Source organism: Mycobacterium sp. GA-2829, assembly GCF_001499965.1.
In the GTDB taxonomy this organism is placed as follows: domain Bacteria; phylum Actinomycetota; class Actinomycetes; order Mycobacteriales; family Mycobacteriaceae; genus Mycobacterium.
Window position 1 is genome coordinate 79,243 of the sequence record NZ_LQIT01000009.1, and the last position, 22,933, is coordinate 102,175.

18 protein-coding genes and 1 pseudogene are annotated in these 22,933 nt (G+C 63.2%); 11 read left to right on the forward strand and 8 right to left on the reverse strand.

The window, feature by feature from the left end:
* Positions 1-33: 33 nt before the first annotated feature.
* Positions 34-840 carry an alpha/beta fold hydrolase gene (locus AU194_RS07080; RefSeq protein ID WP_231743207.1) on the forward strand — a complete coding sequence of 269 codons (807 nt, stop codon included), beginning with the start codon at positions 34-36 and terminating at the stop codon, positions 838-840.
* Here the strand turns inward: AU194_RS07080 and ripC are convergent.
* The 3 genes from ripC to AU194_RS07095 all read right to left on the reverse strand — a co-directional run bounded on the left by ripC (position 837) and on the right by AU194_RS07095 (position 4,702).
* Positions 837-1,949, reverse strand: coding sequence for a peptidoglycan hydrolase RipC (ripC, locus tag AU194_RS07085; protein WP_059088524.1), 1,113 nt, complete (start codon positions 1,947-1,949; stop codon positions 837-839). The two genes, AU194_RS07080 and ripC, sit on opposite strands and share 4 nt — an antisense overlap.
* Before the next feature lie 277 nt (positions 1,950-2,226).
* On the reverse strand, positions 2,227-2,946 hold the full coding sequence (gene ripB, locus AU194_RS07090; protein ID WP_059088525.1) for an NlpC/P60 family peptidoglycan endopeptidase RipB: 720 nt from the start codon (positions 2,944-2,946) through the stop codon (positions 2,227-2,229).
* A 556-nt stretch (positions 2,947-3,502) separates the two neighbouring features.
* Positions 3,503-4,702, reverse strand: a complete 1,200-nt coding sequence (locus AU194_RS07095) for a hypothetical protein (RefSeq protein ID WP_231743208.1) — start codon at positions 4,700-4,702, stop codon at positions 3,503-3,505.
* 615 nt (positions 4,703-5,317) lie between these two features.
* On the opposite strand from AU194_RS07095, the gene AU194_RS07100 reads away from it, so the two are divergent.
* The 5 genes and pseudogenes from AU194_RS07100 to AU194_RS07120 all read left to right on the forward strand — a co-directional run bounded on the left by AU194_RS07100 (position 5,318) and on the right by AU194_RS07120 (position 12,504).
* On the forward strand, positions 5,318-6,538 hold the full coding sequence (locus tag AU194_RS07100) for an Ig-like domain-containing protein (RefSeq protein ID WP_059088526.1): 1,221 nt from the start codon (positions 5,318-5,320) through the stop codon (positions 6,536-6,538).
* An 87-nt stretch (positions 6,539-6,625) separates the two neighbouring features.
* Positions 6,626-7,474 carry a F510_1955 family glycosylhydrolase gene (locus tag AU194_RS07105; protein ID WP_059088527.1) on the forward strand — a complete coding sequence of 283 codons (849 nt, stop codon included), beginning with the start codon at positions 6,626-6,628 and terminating at the stop codon, positions 7,472-7,474.
* Between the two features lie 494 nt (positions 7,475-7,968).
* Positions 7,969-9,018, forward strand: a complete 1,050-nt coding sequence (locus AU194_RS07110) for an Ig-like domain-containing protein (RefSeq protein WP_157575936.1) — start codon at positions 7,969-7,971, stop codon at positions 9,016-9,018.
* Positions 9,019-9,703: 685 nt separating this feature from the next.
* Positions 9,704-9,838, forward strand: coding sequence for a hypothetical protein (locus tag AU194_RS32835; RefSeq protein ID WP_255374827.1), 135 nt, complete (start codon positions 9,704-9,706; stop codon positions 9,836-9,838).
* A gap of 382 nt (positions 9,839-10,220) precedes the next feature.
* Positions 10,221-12,504, forward strand: a pseudogene (locus AU194_RS07120) (heavy metal translocating P-type ATPase).
* Between the two features lie 159 nt (positions 12,505-12,663).
* On the opposite strand, the gene AU194_RS31025 reads toward AU194_RS07120, so the two are convergent.
* Positions 12,664-13,383: a response regulator transcription factor gene (locus AU194_RS31025; protein ID WP_082698523.1), complete on the reverse strand. Its 720-nt coding sequence runs from the start codon at positions 13,381-13,383 to the stop codon at positions 12,664-12,666.
* 828 nt (positions 13,384-14,211) lie between these two features.
* Here AU194_RS31025 and AU194_RS07125 point away from each other — a divergent pair.
* Both AU194_RS07125 and ripB (AU194_RS07130) read left to right on the forward strand, forming a co-directional pair.
* Positions 14,212-15,081, forward strand: coding sequence for a L,D-transpeptidase family protein (locus AU194_RS07125; RefSeq protein WP_059088528.1), 870 nt, complete (start codon positions 14,212-14,214; stop codon positions 15,079-15,081).
* Between the two features lie 498 nt (positions 15,082-15,579).
* The gene (gene ripB / locus AU194_RS07130) at positions 15,580-16,251 is read left to right on the forward strand and encodes an NlpC/P60 family peptidoglycan endopeptidase RipB (protein ID WP_231743217.1); all 672 of its coding nucleotides are present in this window, start codon (positions 15,580-15,582) and stop codon (positions 16,249-16,251) included.
* Positions 16,252-16,620: 369 nt separating this feature from the next.
* Here the strand turns inward: ripB (AU194_RS07130) and AU194_RS32540 are convergent, their stop codons facing one another.
* The 4 genes from AU194_RS32540 to AU194_RS07145 all read right to left on the reverse strand — a co-directional run bounded on the left by AU194_RS32540 (position 16,621) and on the right by AU194_RS07145 (position 20,365).
* Entirely contained in the window at positions 16,621-16,926 is a 306-nt protein-coding gene (locus AU194_RS32540) for a hypothetical protein (RefSeq protein ID WP_231743209.1), read from the reverse strand.
* Positions 16,927-17,323: 397 nt separating this feature from the next.
* Positions 17,324-17,917 carry a cadmium resistance transporter gene (locus AU194_RS07135; protein ID WP_059088530.1) on the reverse strand — a complete coding sequence of 198 codons (594 nt, stop codon included), beginning with the start codon at positions 17,915-17,917 and terminating at the stop codon, positions 17,324-17,326.
* 94 nt (positions 17,918-18,011) lie between these two features.
* Positions 18,012-19,982: a cation-translocating P-type ATPase gene (locus tag AU194_RS07140; RefSeq protein WP_059088531.1), complete on the reverse strand. Its 1,971-nt coding sequence runs from the start codon at positions 19,980-19,982 to the stop codon at positions 18,012-18,014.
* Positions 19,979-20,365 (reverse strand): metalloregulator ArsR/SmtB family transcription factor, encoded by a 387-nt coding sequence (locus AU194_RS07145; RefSeq protein ID WP_082698525.1) that lies wholly within the window; start codon positions 20,363-20,365, stop codon positions 19,979-19,981. The genes AU194_RS07140 and AU194_RS07145 overlap by 4 nt, the downstream gene beginning before the upstream one ends.
* Before the next feature lie 276 nt (positions 20,366-20,641).
* On the opposite strand from AU194_RS07145, the gene AU194_RS07150 reads away from it, so the two are divergent.
* The 3 genes from AU194_RS07150 to AU194_RS07160 all read left to right on the forward strand — a co-directional run bounded on the left by AU194_RS07150 (position 20,642) and on the right by AU194_RS07160 (position 22,926).
* Positions 20,642-21,283, forward strand: coding sequence for a class I SAM-dependent methyltransferase (locus tag AU194_RS07150; RefSeq protein ID WP_369804047.1), 642 nt, complete (start codon positions 20,642-20,644; stop codon positions 21,281-21,283).
* A complete protein-coding gene (locus tag AU194_RS07155; protein ID WP_082698526.1) occupies positions 21,283-21,909 on the forward strand; it encodes an isoprenylcysteine carboxylmethyltransferase family protein in 627 nt (208 codons plus the stop codon). Before AU194_RS07150 ends, AU194_RS07155 begins: the two co-directional genes overlap by 1 nt.
* A 321-nt stretch (positions 21,910-22,230) precedes the next feature.
* Complete coding sequence (locus AU194_RS07160; protein WP_059088533.1) at positions 22,231-22,926, forward strand: adenylate/guanylate cyclase domain-containing protein; 696 nt, start codon at positions 22,231-22,233, stop codon at positions 22,924-22,926.
* Positions 22,927-22,933 lie beyond the last annotated feature (7 nt).

The following is a 22,933-nucleotide window of genomic DNA, read 5'->3' on the forward strand; positions in this document are numbered from 1 at the left end:
GCATATACCCTGTAGGGGTATCGGCGGAGGGTTATGTCGAGTGACAGGTTCTACACCACCGCAGACGGGGCAAGGATCGCCTACGAGCTCACCGGCCGCGGACGGCCAGTCGGCTACGCCCATGGCGTATTGCTCAGTAGGGCCGCCGTGCGAGGCTTGCAGCTGTTCGACATCGACGCCATCGCCGCAGATCGCCGCCTGCTCACCTACGACCAGCGCGGGCACGGACACTCCACCGGCCGGTCAACACCCGCCGACTACCGCTTCGAACACGCTGCCGACGACCTTCTCGATCTCCTCGACGCCGCCGACATCGACGAACCAATCGACTTCGCCGGCTCCTCCCTGGGAGCAGCCGCGGCACTGTACGCGGCGCTGGCCGCACCGCATCGGTTCCGGCGATTGGCGCTGCTCATTCCACCCGTGGCGTGGGAGTCAGGCCCCGACCAGCGTCGGCAGTGGTACCTCGACACGGCTGAGCTCATCGACGACATCGGCGCCGCCGCGTGGCGTCAACAATGGGCTGACGCGGCGCCGCTACCGATTTTCGCCGAGCATCCGCAGGCAAAGTTCAATCCGGACGTTGACGATGCTTTGGTGTCGTCAGCGCTGCGCGGCGTGGGGCAATCCGACCTGCCTGAACCGGCGAAGCTCGCCTCACTGCCGCATCCCACTCTGATCCTTGCGTGGGACACCGATCCGCTGCATCCGGTGTCTACCGCAGAGACTGGCGCAGTTGATCCCCGACTCGACACTGCACATCGCCCACACCGTCGACGACGTCAAAACCTGGACCCAGCGCACCGCCGACTTCTTCCGCGGTTGACTACCGGCTGCTAGTAGCGGCGCGCGTTGTGGAACGGAGCATTCGAGATGGGCGACACCTTCACCGGTGTGCCGTATGTCGAGGCATGCACCATCATCCCGTCACCGATATAGATGCCGGCATGAGAGACATCGGAGTAGAACGTCACGATGTCCCCAGGTTGCAGGTCTGAGAACGCGACCGGTTGACCGCCCTGGGCCAGCGCCTGGCTCGACCGCGGTAGCGACTTACCGTTCTGCAGAAAAGCCCACTTGATCAGCCCTGAGCAGTCGAAGGCATTCGGCCCGGTCGCACCCCACGAATACGGCGAGCCCACCCGCGACAACGCCGCCTGCACCACAGCAGCTCCCTCACCACCCGGCACCGCCGGCGGCGCTACGTCCCCGGCTGGCGGCTGACCGGGCATAGCAACAATCGCCGGGTCAGCTGGTGCCGGTGCGGCCGGCAGTGGCGGGGGCGGCGGGCCGGGATCGGCCAATGCGGTTCGCTGATCGGGAGTCAAAGCGTCGTACTGCGCCTTCACCGCGGCGATCTGGCGCTGCAGGTCGCTTTGCTTGGACTGCAGCTGCGCGCGGACCGCGGACGCCTGCTCCGCCGCGGCACGGGCAGCTTCGGCCGATGCCGCTGAGGCTTGGGCCGCCAACACGGCCCGCTCGTTGGCCTTCTGAAAAGCCCGCATCCGGTCGGTCATTTCGGTGGCCATCGCCTGCTCGAGAGCCAACTGATCAATCAGCTGTTGCGGAGAATCGGCGCTCAACATCGCTGATACACCGTCGGGGCGGCCGCCCATGTACATGGTGGCCGCGACCTTGTCGACGGCGCCTTGATACCCGGTCAACTCAGCCTTGGCCAATTCCAGTGCGGCCGCGTCGGCGCTCTGGCGCTGCTCGGCAGCCTGCTGGGCGGCCAATTTGGCGTCGAGGTCCATCTGCGCGGAGTGCATCGCCTCGGTCGTCTGTTCGGCCGTGCGGGACAATTCGTTAAGCCTGGCTAGCGCGTCGGCGGCGGGATCTGCGCTCACATCGGCGGCCACCATCGACCCCAACACCGACAGCGACGCAAGCGCGCCAACAAGCCATCGCCCCAGCGAAGAACCCCTGCGCTCTTTGCGATCGAGTTTCAAGCGGACGATCCTTAACTGCGGCGGCCGAAGTCCGGTGTAAGTACGTAAGTCTCGAATAGGTTACGAAATGGCATCGGAGTTGTCTATGCAGAGTGGGAACTTGGCGAGCGCTCGTACTAACGCCGCGCACGCGGGCCCCTCTATCCGGAGGCTGCGACGGCCTACTGGCCCGGGGACGGCGGCGCAGCGTCGCCGTGACGGAGGTTCCCGGATGTGAGGATGCAACGTCGCCCATGGGTGACGGCGTCGAATCCGGCTCGCTTCGCCGACGCTGTGCTCAGGATTCGATGATGCGCACCAGGTATGGCGACATGCCGGCGGTGCGCAGCGGATGGACACCGACCTCGCCGTAGCTGCTCGCGGACTCCAGCACTTGCCCGTTGCCCAGATAGATGCCCACGTGCTGGGTACCGCCCGGTCCATAGAAGATCAGATCTCCACGCTTGGCCTGCGACGGTGGAATCTTGCGCCCGGTGTTGTATTGATCCCCGGAAAACTTGGGAATCAGCACACCGACGCCGGCGAACGCGAACTGGGTGAATCCTGAACAGTCATAGCCGACCGTGTTTGCGCCAGAGTCCACCCCCAGCGACGGCCCGCTGGGCTTGCCTCCGCCCCACGAGTACGGAACACCAGTCTGTGAAGCCCCGCGTCGGATCACGTACTCGATCGCCTGGCTGCCATTGACGCCGGTGAGTCGCCCGGGAACTGCGCTGGGCGGTACGGCGGTCGGGCCGCCGCCAATCCCAAGGCTGCTGAGGAACTTGCGCCCCAACTCCATCGTCGTCTGTGTGGCAAGCCGGCTCACCTCGAGCGAAGCGTTGGCGATCGCGACCGGATCGCCCGGCGCACCAGAACTCACGATTTTTGGCAGCGTCGGATCCCACTGCTCGTCTTCTGGTGCGGCCGCCGTGGGCGCGGCCAGCGCGATAAGAAGTAGCAGCGCGCTGGAAGCTATCCAGATTGCCCGGGTGGCGCCCAGATACCTACCGCGCATCGATTCTCACCTTCTCCACCGACAAGGCGTGTGACGCCAACTCCCACGCATATCCCGATCCCGGCGCCTGGTCACGTCCGCGGTCGCGAGCTGACGCAATGCTGCGGTGACCGGGGGCTGGTGGAAACTGTTGCGGGCCTGGAGCCTACGGGTACCTGCTGCATCGCGGTTCACCGTTGTATTCAGTTCCCTTACGGCGCCCAGCGTTTCGCAGATGACCCGAAGCATCGATACGGCGCCGGCGTCTGCACTTTCCATCGGAGACTCCTCCACTGCGTAACCCGTAGCGCTGGGAAAGATCCGCGAGCTGTCGACCAGAAGCCAAATCGGTTTTCCCACAACACAACATATATCACTTTCGCCTCATTATTAACTCTAGTCACAGAATATCAATGCTGTAACTAACGTAGGAAAGCGGCGTTATCAGGGCCATTGGCGGCCAAACCCGTGTTCAGACCGATACGTGATCAGCTAGTACTGAGGCCAGTAGTACTGGTCTGAGTATCTAGTACTGGTCTGCGTATCGGCCCGGCCTCGCGCTAAATTGGGCGTTAAGTCAGTGCCCGATCAGCAGTGTGTACTGGGCCGCAACTTGCTGACGCGCATCGTTGAGTGACCGTGACCGCGCCTCGATGACGTATCGATCTATCGGTGCTACGCAATAGAAGCCCCCCTGTGTGACTTGCATGCACTGACTGGCGGGCATGAATTCGACGCCGTCGACGGGTTTCCCAGCTGACGCTTGGGCATCAGCGGCGAATTCGTCGACCATCACCAGTGCGGCGTAACCGTCTGACAGGCGGTATACGTTGGTCTTGGCCCTGGCTGTTAAATCCATGACCGTCTCGTCGAACAAGGCAGACGACCAGATCGGGTCGTTTTGGAAATGCAATGCCCCACGTTTGCCGTATCGCGCATTCTGGACCGGCGTCGCCTCCTCCGGCGGCAGAAGCAGGGTACGTGCCAACAAGCCGGTGGGATCGAGCGCGATCTCGGCGAAGTCTGCTGGATCGGTCGCCGGAAACCGGTCGATGATCACGCGTTGCAAGTTGATGGTGTTTGCAACAAGCTGAGCCGCCGGCGCCAGGCCGCCAACCACTCGGGCCACCTGGGTAAGCACATACGAGCCGTGGAAAGCAAAGGAGCGCATAGCGATCCACTGACGTCCCGTCTCGGGGTCCGCGACGGTGTAGCCGATCGCCAGCACATCGGGGTGTCCGGGAACCGAGACTTGTTGTGGCGAGGTCCAGTTGGTCGGCTCGGTCAACTTCGTCGCCCGTAGGTCGGCGACCGCCGCGGCCGCCGACTCTGAGTCACCAAGTCGCAGTACAGCGTTGAGCAGGTTCTCCCCATTTGCAGCTTGGCGTGCAGAGGCGAATCCGTTGATGAAGTTGTGCCGGCCCAATACGGCCGCCAGTTCAGGCGGCCCTAGTTGTGTCAGCGCGCCGGCGTCGGTCAGCACGCGGGCACCGAACGAGTTTTGGGTTTTTAGGGCGGGATCAACCTCCCATGGACCGACGACAAAGTTAGCCATCCGCTGAGCCTCGACCAGTACGCCTTGTACAGGCGTGCCGGCGGCACCCAACGCAGGCCGCGGCCTGGTTGGGTAGGCACCCACGGCGAGCAACGTGGGGTCCACGACCATTTGCGGCCCTTTCAATTGCGCTCCATTGCCGGCGATGACCGGTGCACCAGGTACCACCGTGGTGCACGCGACGACCATTGACACCGCCGCGGCAAGCAGCGCCCCCCACACCGCCGCGCTCCGTCGGACCGACCTCGGCGATCCTGCACTCATCGTGAGCATGGCGGTCCACACTCCTTGGGGTCGAACCCCCGATTCACGTTTGGTCGGGCGACGGTCGGTGATCGACTCTTGTGCAGGCCGTTTCACGTGTCGACCTCAACCTCACTCGTCACGATGTTGCGAAAGGCGTATCGACACACCCGCGGTCTCACATGCGCCCCCCAAGAAATACGCTTCAACTACATACTATTCTAACTAGTAGACACCAGCAGCCAGTCCGTGACAGCCGCAATGCTGGCCGAAGCACTGCGCTGGTCCATGCCAGACATTTCTGCAAATGTGCGGCGCGCTCAACAGGCTTCCCCTATCGAAACGCTAGTATGTACGTACACAGATAGTAGACGGCAGGGCTGGCTCAGCTGCTGTGCGGACGACATTCGGCGCAGGCAAATGGCCGATCGGACAAGCTTTACCGAATCTTTAACGAAGAACTACTTGAGCCATATACGGGACGGCAACTCTGGAGGTGACCATGGCGGCACGGAGCGCGCCGGTGTGGGCGGCGCACCGGTATTTGCTCGGTGGCTGCTCCTCGATTGGCAGAGAACAGAGAGGGGAAGAGCAATGCGGCAGCTCGGTTCGGTAAGACGCCGACGGGGGTACCGGTTGTGGCTGATCACCGTGGCCGCGGGCTCGGCGCTGGCATTGGCGCTCGGTGCATGCAGCAGCAACGCCCCTGCTCCGTCGCCTCAGGTGATTGCGGACAAGGGCGATCCGTACAGCGACCTGTTGGTGCCCCGGCTGCAAGCGTCGGTCACCGATGGAGCCGTCGGCGTTCCCGTGGATTCCCCTGTCACCGTCACCGCCGGCGACGGTGTACTGGGCGCGGTAAGCATGGTCAACGAAGAGGGCAATCTTGTCGACGGGCAGCTGAGCCCGGACGGACTCACGTGGGCAACGACCGAGCCGTTGGGCTACAACAAGCGATACACGCTCAACGCCGAGGCGCGTGGACTCGGCGGGATCGCCCGCAACAGCATGACATTTGCGACGGCATCGCCGGAGAACCTGACGATGCCCTACGTCATGCCGAATGACGGTGAGGTGGTGGGTGTCGGCCAGCCCATCGCAGTCCGCTTCGATGAGGACATCCCCAACCGGTTGGCGGCGCAGAAGGCCATCAAGGTGACAACCAACCCGCCGGTCGAGGGCGCGTTCTACTGGCTCAACAGCCGCGAAGTGCGTTGGCGCCCAGCCGAATACTGGAAGCCCGGAACCAAAGTCGAGGTGGCGGTCGACACCTACGGGGTGGATCTCGGTGATGGCCTTTTCGGCCAGGACGACATCACCACCCGGTTCAGCATAGGCGACGTGGTCATCGCCACGGCTGATGACAGCACCAAGACGCTGACCGTGCGGCGCAACGGTGAAGTGGTCAGAACCATGCCGCTGTCCATGGGCAAGGACAGCACGCCTACCGACAATGGCGCCTACATCATCGGAGACAGGTATTCACACCTGATCATGGACTCCTCGACCTACGGTGTGCCCGTCAACTCCCCAGAGGGTTACCGCCTCGAGGTGGATTGGGCCACGCAGATGTCCTACAGCGGCATCTATGTGCATTCCGCGCCGTGGTCAGTGGGCAGCCAAGGCAACACCAACGTCAGCCACGGGTGCCTCAACGTGAGCCCCGCCAACGCGATCTGGTTCTACGACAACACCAAACGCGGCGACATCGTCGAGGTCGTCAACACCGTGGGCCCGACGCTATCGGGCACCGACGGTCTCGGTGACTGGAACATCCCATGGGAGCAGTGGCGGGCAGGCAACGCGAACCTGTGACACCGCCGACTGTGCGCGCAGGATTCATGTGGGCACTACTACGATCTGGGTTCGTAGCGGCGCTTCATGAGCGGGAACGGAGTAAGCATGCGCTCAAGACTGGTTGCGCTGCTGGGCATTGCGGTCTTGGTGGTCGGCGCCTGCTCAACCACTGAGACGAAGTCGAGCGAAGGTGACTCCAGGGGTCTTGCGCATATCCACGGCCTCGGCATCAATCCCGCCGACGACGCGCTGTACGCGGGCACACATTACGGCGTATACCGGCTCGCCAGCGAGCGCGATCCCGAACTCGTCGGCGGCGTCGTGCAGGATTTCATGGGCTTCACCGTTGCCGGACCCAATCACTTTCTCGGCAGTGGCCATCCCGGCGCGGACGACGGTAGTGCCCCACCGGTGCTGCGGCTGATTGAAACCACCGACGGCGGACAGTCCTGGACATCGGTGTCGCTAAACGGCGAGGTCGATTTTCATTCGCTCGACTATCGTCACGGCCTCGTGTACGGCCTTGACAGCGGCAGCCAAACCGTGATGGTGAGCCCGGACAAACGCGCGTGGGATCGTCGCGCCGCGATCAGCGCCGTCGACATCGCGGTGTCACCGACCAATTCGAATGAGATCCTGGCGACGACCTCCGCCGGTCTGACGCGCAGCCTCGATCAAGGCATGACGTTCACGCCAGTCGCTGCGCAACCGCAGCTGATCTTGCTCAGTTGGCCCGATGATGGCCCGCTTATCGGGATTGACCCCATCGGAGCGGTCTATTCCAGCGGGGATTCCGGGGCTACGTGGCAAGCAGGACGGGCCTTGGGCGAGCGTCCGCAGGCGGTCCTTGCACGTAGCGGTGGGGTGGTGTTCGTCGCGACCGAAACGGGGATTCAGCGCTCAACCGACAATGGGACCACATTCGAGACTTTCTATGCCTTCGACCCCCAGTGACCGTGGAGAGCCTTAGTTGAGCAGCGCAGTTTCTCATCCGAAACTTCCGAACGATCTGGCTGGAGATCATTCTCGAGCTCATGCGACCCGTCACCGCAACGCCTCAAATGGTTTCCCGCTCTGGCGGTCTTGTCGAAGTCCGGCGGCGCGTCGGGAGTTGCTCACCCCGGACCGGTATGGCACCCTCCTGTATTCCGTCGACGTGCCGGCCAAACCTCTGCAACGGAGAGGAATCCGGCTGCCAACTCGAGACCTCAAGCCAAGTGAGCGTCGATCCCTCTCGAACGCTTCGTTACCGTTGATTACGGTTGGGCTATCCACCACAAACCGTGCCCACCATGATCTTCCGGCCTCACTCCAATCCAAATGTATCGATGTGTCGTAAACCGTCCGACCTACTGGCCGGGTACGTACACAGTAGACTGACGGACGAGGCATCGCAGCCTGCGCACCGTACGACACTCGACGACGTTCGTGTATGACCGGAGGTGGCAATGCGCAAGCACATGAGGTTCACGCTCGCCGCGGCGATCATTATGGTCGGCCTGACCCCGGGCCTAGCTATGGTCAGCCCGTCCGCGCTGGCACAGCCCGGTGTGCCGCCGCCTCCTGCGCCCGTCGATCCGGCTGCGGTGCCGGCGCCGCCGGTCGGTCCACTCGCTCCCCCGCCTCCTGCCAATCCATTCGCACTTCCGTCGCCCCCGCCGGTAGATCCGCTAGCTCCACCGTCACCGCCGAACCCATTCTTGCCGCCACCGGCCGACCCACTTGCAGCCGCTTCCCAGCCGATCCCGGAGGGCACGCCAACAGGGCAGAATCCGATGCCATACGTCGGTCAACCGGTGTTCGCGCCTCCGACGTTCAATCCGGTCAACGGGTCGATGGTCGGTGTGGCCAAGCCGATCATCATCAACTTCGCGCGTCCGATCGCCGACCGGCCGATGGCCGAACAAGCCATCCACATTTCGTCCAGCCCACCGGTTCCCGGCAAGTTCTACTGGATGAGTGACACACAAGTGCGTTGGCGCCCAAGCGATTTCTGGCCAGCCAACACGACGGTGAAGATCGATGCGAGCGGCGCCAAGTCGAGTTTCCGCACCGGCGAGTCGCTTGTAGCCACCATCGACGACGAGACACACCAGATGCAGATCCACCGCAATGGCGAGCTGGAGAAGACGTTTCCGGTGTCATTGGGCAAGAAGGGCTACGAGACAAGAAACGGGACCTATTACGTCTTGGAGAAATTCGCCGACATGGTGATGGACTCCTCGACATACGGAGTGCCGGTCGACTCACCAGAGGGCTACAAGCTCAAGGTCCAGGACGCCGTCCGCATCGACAACAGCGGCATCTTCGTGCACAGCGCACCATGGTCGGTCGGCTCGCAGGGCGAGGAGAACGTCAGTCATGGCTGCATCAACCTCAGCCCCGCAAACGCACAGTGGTTTTTCGACAACTTTGGCAGCGGCGACCCCGTTGTCATCAAGAACACAAGCGGACGCCTATACGATCAGAACGACGGCGCCCAAGACTGGCAACTTTAGGGCGACTTCCACTGGGACGTTTCGGCGGATCGCGTAGTGCACTAGCCAACCGCCTCGTGCATCGCATATCTTGCGCTCGTCGGAACGCGTTTGACCCGGGCCAGTCAACTTGACGCGGTCGTTCTGGCTGCCCGCGGTAGCGAAAGGACGTTCAGTCCCCTTTGGAGTAACAGGCGCGGTGGCAGTCGCGTCGGCCATGATCAACCGATCGATGAACGGGTCGGACGGTCGCGGACTTACGTTCACGACGGCAACCCCCCGCTGCCGACTCGCCCTCAAACACCGCGAACTTCGCATCGGGCCCTGCGCGGTCGCATCGTGTGCCGAGGGCAAGCTGGCATGACTTGCCGCTGTTGTCATATACCCCTGGGGGTATTTTGTAATGCAATGGCTGTGCCGCATGATCGATTGGTACAGCCTCGGCGAGGGTTGGATTGATTGGGGAAATCGTGCTGGATACAGCGGCTTTTGCAGTCGTGGGGACGGGCTTCGGAGGCGGCGTCCGCAGGACCTCCGGAAAGCTCAGCGAAATTGACGGCGTTCGCGTCGTTGCGGTTGAACCGTCCCGCAGCCAGGTCGCGGTGACCATCGCCACTCCCATCGATCAGTCCGCGCTTCTCGCTGCTGTCGAGTTGGCCTGCCACACCGTCGCCGCCTCTGGTACCGGAACGGAGGCACAGGAGTCATGAACACTCCGATAAAGCTGGGCGGTTTCGCGGTGGTCCTCGCAGCAGTATTCACCGGTTCGGTCGTCGTCGGCAACACCACCGGATCGCAGCTACCCCCTGCTGAGAGCGCTGAGCACAACGCTCATGCTTAGACATCATGCACGCCCGCCTGCCCGCCATCATTATTTGGTGCGGCCGAGGCCCCAGTCGCGTCCATTGATGACGATCCCGCGGCGTCGATGGACGATGACAGTCGAACCGGGCCGACCGCCACCGAACGTGGCTACACGTTCCCCTCTGAAGGAACGTCTATGTCATGGGACGACAGTCACGGCCTGCCATTCCGAATCTTCCTGGATTCGCAGCACAACGGCGTCGTGCCCACCGCGCAATACACAGCCACGGCTGCGGATTTCAGTCAGGCCCCCGCCGAAGCGATACCGCCGCCGCCACCCGCCGCCGGCCACCCCGGGGTCTACCACTGAGTCATGGCGCTCGCCATCATTACCAGCGATTCGTTCTGAGGAGAATGTAATGACATCGATCCACGACAGCACGGCCACGGCTGGCGCCCGGGAGATCGAGCTGTCCATCGGCGGGATGACCTGCGCCTCATGCGCTAACCGGATCGAACGCAAGCTCAACAAGCTCGACGGGGTCAGCGCCACAGTCAATTACGCGACCGAGAAAGCGAAGGTGAGCTACGAAGGCACGGTCGATACCCAAGCACTGGTGACCGCGGTCGAGAATGCCGGATACACCGCCGAGCTGCCCCGCGCGGCTGATACGCCGGTATCGGAAGCCGACCCCGACATGAACGGCCCCACTCGCGCGTTGCGTCAGCGGTTGATCGTTTCGCTAGTGCTGTCGGTGCCGGTCATTGCGATGGTGATGGTGCCAGCCCTGCAATTCACCAACTGGCAGTGGCTGTCGCTGACTCTGGCGGCGCCCGTGGTGGTATGGGGCGCATTGCCTTTCCACCGGGCCGCCTGGGCCAATTTGCGTCACGCCACGTCCACGATGGACACCCTGATCTCCATGGGAACCCTTGCGGCACTGGGATGGTCACTGTATGCCTTGTTCTTCGGCACGGCCGGGATCGCGGGGATGACCCATCCCTTCGAGCTGACTATGGCGCGAAGCGACGGCGCAGGCAACATCTATCTGGAAGCCGCTGCCGGGGTTACCACCTTCATTCTCGCCGGCCGGTACTTCGAGGCCCGGTCGAAGCGCAATGCCGGCGCGGCGTTAAGGGTTCTGCTCGAGCTCGGCGCCAAGGACGTCACCATCGTCAGAAATGGTCGCGAAGAAAGGATTCCGATAGATCAGCTCGCCGTCGGTGACGAATTCGTGGTGCGTCCAGGCGAAAAGATCGCCACCGATGGAGTCGTCGTATCTGGCAGCTCTGCGGTCGACGCGTCCATGTTGACCGGTGAATCCATGCCAGTCGAGGTCGGCGCGGGCGACACCGTCGTCGGCGCAACCGTCAACGCGGGCGGTCGCCTTTTGGTCCGCGCAACCCGCGTCGGCTCCGACACCCAATTGGCGCAGATGGCCCGGGTGGTTGAAGAGGCGCAGAACGGAAAGGCCCGAGCGCAGCGCCTGGCCGACCGCATCTCGGGAGTCTTCGTGCCGATCGTCATCATTCTGGCCGCCGCCACCTTGGGCTATTGGGTCGGAACCGGCAACGGCGTCGCGGTGGCCTTCACGGCCGCGGTGGCCGTGCTGATCATCGCGTGCCCCTGGCGCGCTGGGTCTCGCCACACCCACGGCCCTCATGGTCGGTACGGGTCGCGGCGCTCAGCTCGGGATTCTGATCAAGGGTCCCGAGGTCCTAGAGAACACCCGCAAGGTCGACACGGTCGTGCTGGACAAGACCGGCACGGTGACTAGGGGGCATATGACGCTCATCGCGGTGATTGGCGCCGATGGGCAAGATCATGCCGAACTGCTCCGCTTGGCCGGGGCCTTGGAGAACGCGTCGGAGCACCCGATCGCGCAAGCCATCGCCAAAGCTGCAACCGCCGAATTGGGTGAACTTCCAACAGTGGAAGAGTTCACCAACGTCGAAGGGCTGGGTGTTCAAGGCGTCGTGGAGGGGCGCGCCGTTGTAGTCGGGCGCCCCGGTCTGCTCGCGGACTGGGCCCAGCATCTGCCGGCTGAGCTGATGGAAGCCATGCACTCCGCGGAATCGGAGGGCAAGACTGCAATAGCTGTAGGCTGGGACGGCACCGCCCGCGGAATCCTCGTCGTCGCCGATGCCGTCAAGTCCACCTCCGCCGAGGCGATTAGCCAGCTGCGTCGACTGGGTTTGACACCGATTCTGCTTACGGGTGACAACGCCACCGTCGCCCGGTCGGTCGCCGATCAGGTGGGCATCGATGAGGTGATAGCCGAGGTGATGCCGAGGGACAAGGCCGATGTTATTGCCTACCTGCAGAGGGAGGGCAAGACCGTGGCCATGGTCGGCGACGGTGTCAATGACGCTGCCGCACTTGCCCAAGCCGACCTCGGGCTGGCCATGGGCACCGGAACCGACGTGGCCATAGAAGCTTCCGACATCGCGTTAGTTCGCGGCGACCTGCGTGCCGCCGCGGATGCGATCCGACTATCTCGACAGACCTTGCGCACCATTAAGAGCAACCTATTTTGGGCCTTCGCCTATAACGTGGCCGCCCTGCCGCTGGCAGCGGCGGGATTGCTCAACCCGATGCTGGCTGGAGCCGCTATGGCATTCAGCTCAGTATTCGTCGTCAGCAACAGCCTGCGATTGCGTCGCTTCCGTTCTCAACTCGTACGGCCAACCACCGACGAGTAGGCGGTACAAACCGTAGCTGGGCGATGCCGTTTCACCACAACCCACGTTCACCAGGCCGCTAGCAGCGTGAGCTCGTTATGCAGACATCGACAGAGCAGGCTCAGACACCGGCTAGGAAACTTGCACACCGCAGCCTGTCTTCACTTCGGACGTCTGCTACTACCCGGCCAAGCGGTAGCCCTTTCCGCGAACATTCACCACCCGCAGTGGGCGAACCGGATCGTCTCCTAACCGTCTGCGTAACTGACCGATATGGACGTCAACGATATTTGGGCTGCCCGACCAATGCGGTCCCCACACAGTGTCCATAAGCTCACGACGGGTTATCACGGTGCCCGGCCGCTGAGCCAGTGTCATGAGGATTTCGAACTGCGTCCGCGTCAACCTAATCAATTCGTCGGCCACAAACACTTCACGGCGGTCGACATCGATCGAAAGCTGACCGTACACAAACTTTCCCGAAGTATTGCCGGCACGCGCCCTAGCGGCAACAGGAAATGACGACGGATGGCGACGCAAAATCGCCTCGATCCGCGCAGCGACGGCATGGCTGCTAACCGGTTTGGTAAGAACGTCATCGGCGCCGGCAGCCAGTCCCGAGATGGTCATCGACTCATCACAACGCACACTCAACACTATGAGATATGCGTCCGAGACTGCCCGCAGCCGACGACACGTTTCCAGCTTGCCATCACCGGGCATATCCAGGTCCAGGATTATCAGCTGCGGTTTGAGGTCTCTGGCATCAGCCAAGGCATCCTCACTAGCACTTGTGACTATGACCGACAACATTTCCCGCTCCAAGTGATCGGATAACGCGTCGGCCCAGCCCGCGTCTCCGTCGACTAGGAGCACGTTCAAAGCGGGAGTGCGGCGCATCTACGTAATACTGCACTACTACGTAGTTCGTTCTGGGCATCGTCTCCGGCGCGTCGGGCCGAGATTCAGCCGGGTCGGGGGCCCACGTGCCATCAAGCTGATCACATGCGGTCTGGATGCCCTGCTCCAGGCAGTTCGGCTAATTGGCCATAGCGCAGCGTCATCGGCTGGGCCTGGCGGACCATCCTAGGAGCATGAAGCCAGCGAGGACCGGCATTCCCGCCATCGGGTACCCCAACAGCGGATCCTGCTAGCCGATGATCTTCTGCTGTGCCAAGTGGGTGTAGACATGCACGAGCGCCATTACCGAGCCAACGGCGACTAGCAGCCAGCCCAGCGACCGCCGAGATTTTCCGCGCTGGTACGCCGGGGTGGAGATCGATGGTTTACGGCTGCGCGGAACACGCCGTTTGGGCCGCATGACAACTCACCAGTCTCCCTTCAACGTATACGTTCCAGATAGTACTAACCGGTTTAGTACTTGCGCTGTCAGAGCCCCTATGGACGCTGCGCTGGTGGCATGCAGGCAAGTTCCCAGTTTGTCGTCGGTTCGGAGCAGGAGAACAACAAACGTTGCCGACGTCGACGAATCCTCCGGCTTGACCGCCATCTTCTCGAGCGGGACTATCGTGCCATCGCGGCGACTACCACGGTCTCACCTGATAAGCCCGGCGTCAGTCAGAGCGTTGACGGCCTCTTCAGGTCGCTTGCTGTAGCAGAAACGTTATGAATGCTTGATCGAATTGCTCGCACGCCCTTAGGCATTCATTCGCGACAGCGCTCATAGCATCGATTGACATTGCTGACATTTTGAGGGAGACCGAAGCCATGCGTGGGGTTGTTCGGTGTGTTGTTGTAGCGATCATGATCACGACGAGTGTGGTTGCGGGTCCAGTGGAAACGAGCATGGCCGCAGCCAAGCAGTCACCGAGGGACCACATCGTTTCAGTGTTACCTGCTAAGGGCGCGGATGTCGGCGTTGCACACCCCGTGGTGGTGACTTTCGGCGAACCAGTCTTCGACAAGCTCGCGGCCGAGCGAGACATCAACATCAACTCGTCGCCTGCGATGACAGGCAAGTTCGACTGGGTAAACAGCAGAGTGGTGCAATGGGTTCCTGACCAGTTCTGGCCCGCACATAGCGCAATCGCGCTGTCAGTAGGCGGGATAAAAACGAACTTTGCAACGGGTCCGGCCGTAGTTGGTGTAGCGAATACCGCGGATCACACGTTCACCGTGACCATCGATGGCGTCGACGCGGCTGAATTACCAGCACCACACCACCGTCCCAACTGGGGCAAACCGGGCGTGTTCCCGGCCTCGATGGGTCGCCCTGAGTACCCCACACCCGTGGGCACCTACACCGTTTTGGCCAAAGAGCGCAACGTGGTGATGGATTCGAGCAGTGTCGGCATCCCCGTCGACTCACCCGACGGATACCTGCTGGACGTGGAGTACGCCGTCCGTTTCACCGGACGTGGCCTCTTCGTACATTCCGCTCCGTGGGCGATCAATTCGTTGGGTTATGAGAACGTCAGCCACGGCTGCATCAGCCTTAGCCCAGACGACGCTGAGTGGTACTTCAACACGGTCAACATCGGTGACCCGATTATCGTGCAGGAGAACAGCATCGAGGTTCCGCGTTCGTTGCCAGCGCCGGATGTCAGCATCGAAGTTCCGCGAGTGATTCCTCGCTAACGGAGGCGGCTGTCGAACGCGATAGCTCAAACGGCGACAGCCTTGGCGCCGTCACATTGCATACGTCGAAAAAGTGTCGCGGGTGGATGACCGCTCCTTCACAGAATTGCGCCGCTCATCATGACCGCGAGGTGGGCCGAGAGCATTCGCGCATTGTCCACGCGAGAGATAGCCAAGTGAAGCTTCGCACCACCGACAGATGTCACGCTTATCACCGGTATTCAGCTGCTTTGCAGAATTTCAACTTTGTAATTATGTGACTAGTGTTACGAATGTGACTTTGGTGAGTTAGCCTCTTCTGCGTAATAGTTACGTACGCCGTAAACAAGTTGTCGGATTGCGTGGGCCGCACCGTTGCATCATGCACGCGATTCCTCCAGCACATTAAGGAGAGCCGGCATGAATTTCCTTGCCCGACAGATGTGGCCGCCGGACCGACCCACCCTGCGCATGACGCGCAACATCTGCCATATGTTGGTTAGACGGTCCTGCTGGATCATGGGGTTGTTGGTAGTGCTCATCAGTGTGTTCATTCCTGCGAGTTCGGCGGAACCTACTGCTGGACAGTGGGACCCGTTGCTTCCAATGTTGCGCAGCGCAGGCGCGCCGGGTGATCCGCTGGCAATCGCAAATGCCTCCCTCCAAGCGAGTGCCCTTGCGACGCAGACAACCATGGACATGGGCCGCAAGTTCCTGACCAGCATAGGAATTCTCAGCCCCCCCGCCGCGACTCCGGAAGCGAGCGTGCGCGGCAACCGTGTGTACGGTGCACAAGCAATCGAATACGTGATCCGGCGAGCCGGTACACAGATCGGCGTCCCGTACTCATGGGGCGGGGGCAGCCTCGACGGCCCGAGCAAGGGTATCGACTCCGGCGCGAACACCGTCGGATTCGATTGCTCCGGACTAACGCGATACGCATTCGCCGGTGTGGGGATCTTGCTTCCGCGATACTCCGGAGACCAATACGACGCCGGCCGCAAAGTGCCGCCGTCCCAAGCCAAGCGCGGAGATTTATTGTTCTGGGGACCCGGCGGTAGCCAGCATGAAGCCATCTACCTCGGCCAGGGGCAGATGATCGAAGCGCAGCAGACCGGCGTTCCCATTAAGGTTTCACCGGTGCGTATGGCCGGTATGACCCCATACGTCGTTAGGATCATCGAAACGTGACACTGGACGGTCCATGCAATAGCCCTTCGTGTCCATCTCAGCCGTCGAGGCAATGACCACGCCTCACTCCGTTGTTGGTTATCGACTTACTTAGTCGGGCAGCATTTTTGACGCAGAATTGCGATGGCATCATGTGCCCGCGCGCGGACTCGCGACACCGACTATTGCGGACAGTCCCTAGGCGCCGACAGCAGCATCTGGGCAAGGCGCGATGTCGTCTCCACGCCGTCTTCGTAGCCACCCTCCCCTTCAAGTGAGCTCATGACCGCGAAGCTATATCGCTGTGGTGGATCCGCGAAACCGACGCTAGTGACCACCCATCCGCCTCGTGCCTGAGCCCGTCCGATCTTGCTGCCGGGAGACATGGCCTCAACCGCGCCCCACACGCCCCATCGTTGGTTCGAATCGCGGCGCTGAATCTCCGCGACAGTCGCCGCGCTCTGCGCCGGCGGCAATCTGATGAGTGTGTAGTTCATCACGTAGTCGAGATCGCCACTCGTCGATCATTGGAAACGCCAAATGGGGATGCGTTTCGCTGAACCTTTGTTGTGCCTGAAGATTGGTCATTCCGTATGCGGGGATATTGCGGTTGAACGCCATATTGTCAGGTCCGCTGTAACGCTCCCAGAACGTATCGGCGGCGTCGCTATTAGAGGAATGCATCGTATAGGCCATGAGTCGACTGTCGAAAGGGTCAAGCTGATTGTGCCAGCCCGCGCCTGAGTCAGCAGATCTACCACCATTGCGAGTTTGATCGTGGACGCTGTCCACATCATGGTGCCGGCTGCCGCATTGCGCTCAGCCCTGTCCCGTTGCCCGATCGCGCAGGGCGTAGCCTATCGTGCCGGGACGGGTGGCCAGGTATGCGTTCGCCTGCGCAACGCGTTGGGCCCTGTCGGCTTTTGCGACCGGCGTCTGGACGAACACCGCACCACCATCGCGACAAGTCCAGTTGCGAGCGCCTTCAAGGGTTCAGCTTCACAGCCCCATACGCACGACGGACGAAGGCACGCCGCGGCATACGCCGCTTCCTATTGTTCGCTTACGTAGATGTAGATCGCGGTTCTGCCTCTCAAAAAGCGAGGCCGCTCACCAGGATGAAGATGCCCAGGCTGATCAGAACGATGGGGAATAGCACGTGTTCCCAGCGTTCGAGGACGTCGGCGATCGGCTGGCGGGTGGCGACGAATCTGGCGGCGAGAACCAGCACTGCGACGAGGACGAGGAAGACGACACAGTAGGCCACTACCGCCGCGGGTACGACGTTGAGAAAGACGGGAACGTAGACGCCGATGTTGTCGCCGCCATTGGCGAAAGTAACTCCTGCGACAGCCCAGATACCGACGTTCTTGCCTGCGATCCCTCCATCGTTGTCATCTTCATTCGTGCCGCGCCGCGCTTCCCATGCCGCCCGCAGTCCCAGGGCTAAGGGGATAAGTCCGAAATAGGGGACGACTTCGGGGGGAAGGAATGCCCCCGCACCAACTGTCACCAGCACGGCCGCAGCGAGGATCCCGGCGAAACCTAGGTACTGGCCTGCGGTGATCCGTGCCGTTGTCCCGCGCTGCCCCGCGCCGCGCGCAAAGAACAGCGAGAGCACGATGATGTCGTCGACGTTGGTGGCGATGAACAAGCCGATTGCGGGCAGAACCGAAGACAGCATCATGTGCAAGTCGCGGTGTCTCCGGGATCGCTTGCACACCGAACGATCGAGGCGACTACGAATGCCTCGGCGAGAGCGAAGGCGGATCTGCCGGCATTCACTGACCTGCGCCCACCGGCGCCGCGGAAATCCGGCTCACGGAGCGTTCCCCCGGCGCGGTGACCAGCACTGTGGCGCGGCCGGCCCGGACACCGTTGGCGATGACGACGATTTCGGCGACCTCATGGACCAGCACGACGGCGGCTAGGCCGAGAATGCCGAGCAGCGCCAGCGGAATCAATACAGCGATCAGTCCCAGTGATAGGCCGACGTTTTGCAGCATTATCCGGCGGGCCCGGCGCGCGTGGGTGAAAGTTTGCGGCAGGTGCCGTAGATCTTCGCCCATCAACGCCACGTCGGCGGTTTCGATGGCCACGTCGGTGCCCATCGCGCCCATGGCGATACCGAGGTCGGCGGTGGCCAGCGCGGGGGCGTCGTTGACGCCGTCGCCGACCATGGCGGTGGAGCGCTCGGCGCGCAGCGCTTCGATCAGCCGCGCTTTGTCTTCGGGACGCAGTTCGGCGTGCACGGCGTCGATGCCGACGTCGCGGGCGAGCGCGGATGCGGTGGTGTGGTTGTCGCCGGTGAGCATGGCGACGTGGTAGCCGTCGCGGCGCAGCTGGGCGACGACCTCGGCGGCCTCGGGCCGCAGTTCGTCGCGCACGGCGATCGCTCCGATCACCTGGCCGTTGTCTTCGACGAGGACGGCGGTCGCGCCGGCCTGTTGCATGCGCGCCACATCGCCGGCCAGTGATCCGGCGTCGAGCCAGCCGGGGCGGCCCAGACGGATGGTGTGTCCGTCGCGGCGGCCGGTGAGGCCGGCTCCGGTCGCAGCTTCGACGTCGGTGGCCGGGGTGACGTCATCGACGGCGGAAAGGATCGCCGCGGCCAACGGGTGTTCGCTGCGCGCTTCCAGGGCCGCCGCCAGGTCCAGGACGTGTTCGCGGGTGGCGCCGTCGGCGACGGCTACATCAATGACGGCGGGCCGGTTGGCGGTCAGGGTGCCGGTCTTGTCGAGGGCGACACCGCGGACGGCCCCCATAGCCTCGAGTGCGGCGCCGCCCTTGACCAGGGCGCCAAGCTTGCTGGCGGCGCCGATCGCCGCGACCACGGTGACCGGCACCGAGATCGCCAAGGCGCACGGCGAGGCCGCGACCAGCACCACCAGCGCGCGTTCAATCCAGGTGGTCGGGTCACCGAGCAGGCTGCCGATCACCGCGATCAGCGTCGCGGCGATCATTACCCCGGGCACGAGGGGTTTGGCGATGCGATCGGCCAGGCGCTGCGAGGCGCCCTTGCGGGATTGTTCGGCCTCCACGATGCGCACGATGCGGGCCAGCGAGTTGTCCTCGGCGGTGGTGGTGACCTCGACCTCGAGTGAACCGGTGCCGTTGATGGACCCGGCGAACACCTCGGCACCGGGTCCTGCTTCGACGGGCACCGATTCACCGGTGATGGCCGAAACGTCCAGCGCGGTGCGCCCTTCGCGAATGACCCCGTCGGTGGCGATCCGCTCGCCTGGCTTGACCAGCATACGGTCGCCGACCCTTAATTCTCCTGGTGCGACAACGGTTTCAGTGCCCTCACGCAGCACGGTGGCCTCTTCGGGCACCAGCGACAGTAGTGCGCGTAGGCCGCGGCGGGTGCGCGCTAGGGAGTACTCCTCTAGGCCTTCGCTGATGGAGAACAGGAACGCCAGCATGGCGGCCTCGCCGACCTCGCCGAGGATGACCGCGCCCACGGCGGCGATGGTCATCAGTGTGCCGACGCCGATCTTGCCCTTGGCCAGCCGCTTGAGCGTGGAGGGGACGAAGGTGTAGGCGCCGACGACCAGGGCCAGCGCTTCTAGCGTGAGCACCACTGGGCGTGCGGCATCAGCGAACCCGGCGATCAAAGCGGCCAGCAGCAGCACCCCCGAAATGGCGGCGAACTGCAGTTCGCGCACTTGCCACAGGCGTTCGGGCTCGTGCTCTTCGGCCTGTTCGTCGGTGGTGGGTTCGTCGTGGCCGCAGCCGCACGCGTCGCTCATTTACTTCCCCTCGTCTTGGTCGTTGCCCCGGCGCGGACTCCGTAGGTGGGGCACAGCGCCACCTTGTTGCCGGTGGCGGCCAGCAGCGTCTCGGCCGAGGCCAGCAGATCCATCAGCTCCGGGCGGGTCAGCGAGTAGAACATCTGCCGGCCCTCGGGACGGCCGGTGACCAGGCCGCACTCGCGCAGACAGGCCAGGTGCGCCGACACGGTCGACTGCGCCGCTCCCAGCAGGCCGGTCAGATCCACCACGCGGGCTTCGCCTTCGGTGAGTCGCTCCAGGATCGCCAGCCGGGTCGGGTCGGACAGGCCGTGAAACAGCGCCACAGCCGGTGCCAGGTCTGTGGTGGGTCGCGTTGAGGATCTACCCGTTGTCATCGCCATTCGACGATGATAGCGTGCGAGGTGCATCGATCGTCAAATTACGGTGATAGCGTTCAATGGCGCTGATTCGGGAGGCGGAGAAGATCCAGTAGGAAACGCAAGCGGTGGTGGATCTTGGCGGGGTCGCTGATCGCGGGTTCGACATCACGATCATGAACGTGGCGTCTGCTCGACACACAACCCACCCGTTCTCGGGCCGAAAAGCGTTCGGTCACAACCCAATCAGTGGACCGAGCGGTGGGATGACTCAAACACCGTCGTCGATCGTAGAAAGGGATGGCTGCGATGTTGATGAACCGGGCCGAGATCGGGCTGGTGAATTCGCCGCCGCGGCGCTGGCTGCAACGCATCTATGAGGTGCCGGTGCTGCTGCGGTTTGGCGGTCGCCTGCTGCCCGGCCCACCAGCCTTGGAGATCGGGTGTGGGTCCGGATACGGCTTGGAGCTGATCTTGGAACGGTTCGGGGCGGGTACCGCGGACGCGGTGGATCTGGACCCGGCGATGATCCGTCGCGCCGGCCGGCGCCTCGCCCGCTACGGGGATCGGGTCCGGCTGGTCCAGGGCAGCGCCACCGATCTGCGCACCGCACTGGATGCCGACGACGACAGCTACGGCGGGGTCTTCGATTTCGGGATCGTGCACCACATCCAGGACTGGCGAAAAGCCATCGCCGAAGTCGCCCGGGTGATCGCACCGGGTGGGCGGTTTTACTTCGAGGAGGTCACCTCGCACGCCCTGGCGCGCCCCATCTACCGGCGGCTGTTCGATCACCCCACCGACGACCGATTCAGCGCCGAACAGTTCCTCGATGAACTGGCCCACCACGGCCTGGTGGTGCTCGGATCGCTCACCCGAACCCAGGGTGATTACCTGCTCGGCGCTGCAACCAAGCCCGTGCCCACCGGGGGTGAGCGGTGATGGCGAATGCTGTGCTGGCCCTGTTCGCCGCCATGATGTTGGTGATGGGCGCCCTGCGCGCAGCGATTCAACGGCGCCACACCGGAGAGATCGGCACGCGGCGCTCGATGCGCCCTGACGGCTCCCTGGAGTGGTGGGCGCTGGCCGGAACCGACCTCGGTTGGCTGACTGTGGGGATCGGGGCACCCGTCGCCGACTTGGCCGGCATGTCGCCGCTGGCGATCTTGGATCATTCGATGCTGCGCGGGGTCGGTGTCGCGGTAGCAGTGCTCGGCATAGTCTTGGCCTTCACCGCTCAAATGGCCATGGGCGCGTCCTGGCGGACCGGGATCGACGAGGCGGAACGCACGACTCTGGTAACCACCGGTGCCTTCCGGGTCGTTCGCAACCCGGTCTTCGCCGCCGCAACTGTCGCGTTTATCGGCCTGGCGCTCATGGTGCCCAACGCGGTGGCAGTCGCCGGCCTTGTGGTCTCGGTGATCGGCATAGAAGCACAGGTGCGCTTCGCCGAAGAACCCTACCTACGCCGCGTCCACGGCGTGGCCTACACCAGCTACGCCTCCCGCGTGGGTCGCTTCCTACCCGGGATCGGACGCCTGCAACCCGAACACCAGTACCGGAGCTAACCGATGCGGGCGAAATGGAGCGATCCGTTGCGTTACTCACCGCGCCGTGATCGCGGGCTGCGGCCCACAAAAGTAGCCGCCAAAAGTGCTGCGTCACAACCGAATCACTCCGGCGCTTGTTGGCGGTCGAACACCGCCGGCACAAGGATGCTCGAGGAGGTGGCACCGAATGATGCTCGAGGATCTCGCGGCCTGCTGCGAATAGCGCGCATGTCCGCCATGGGCTTGCGGGTACGAGCGCTGCTGAGCCCGTGGCGGGTGATGCTTCGGTTCAGATGCGCCGCCAGACATCAGCGCATCCGATGATGGAGGGACGATCAGGTGACTGAATCGGAAAGTGTCGAGGCGACGTTCGCGTTCGTCGATCTGTCTGGGTTCAGCGTCCTGACTGAAATGTGCGGTGATGAACAGGCGGCCAGTCTGGCGGGCCGCCTGCTTACCGTGACCCGTGACGCGCTGTGGCCGGGCGTCACCATCGTCAAGACGATGGGTGATGCGGTCATGCTGCGCTCCAGCAAACCCGAGCAGATGGTGGCGACCATCCTGCAGCTTGCTGACCGGGCCGCCGATGAGGACGGCTTCCTTGCACTGCGGGCTGGCATGCACCACGGCAGCGCGGTGCACCGCGACAACGACTACTTCGGACACGGCGTGAATGTGGCCGCCCGCATCACGGCGCTGGCCGGCGCCGGGCAGGCTGTGGTCACCGACAATGTTCGTCAGGCCTGCGCGCAGCTCGGTCTATCGCCAGATCCATTGGGCGCCAAGAAACTCCGCAACATTGCGACACCGATGGAGGTGTACGCGGTGGGCCTGGCGGCGGCTCGCTACCCAACCGACCCGGTGTGCCGCGTGCGGGTCGACCCTGGCACGGCGGCCAGCCATCTGCGTCACGCCGATCATGACTGGTGGTTCTGCTCACCAGAGTGCGCTCAACGATTCGCCGCCGCACCAGCGCAATACGCGAGTGTCGACACAGTCAGCGATCACCAGCAGCGTGGGATTACCCGGGACTGAGCGCCAA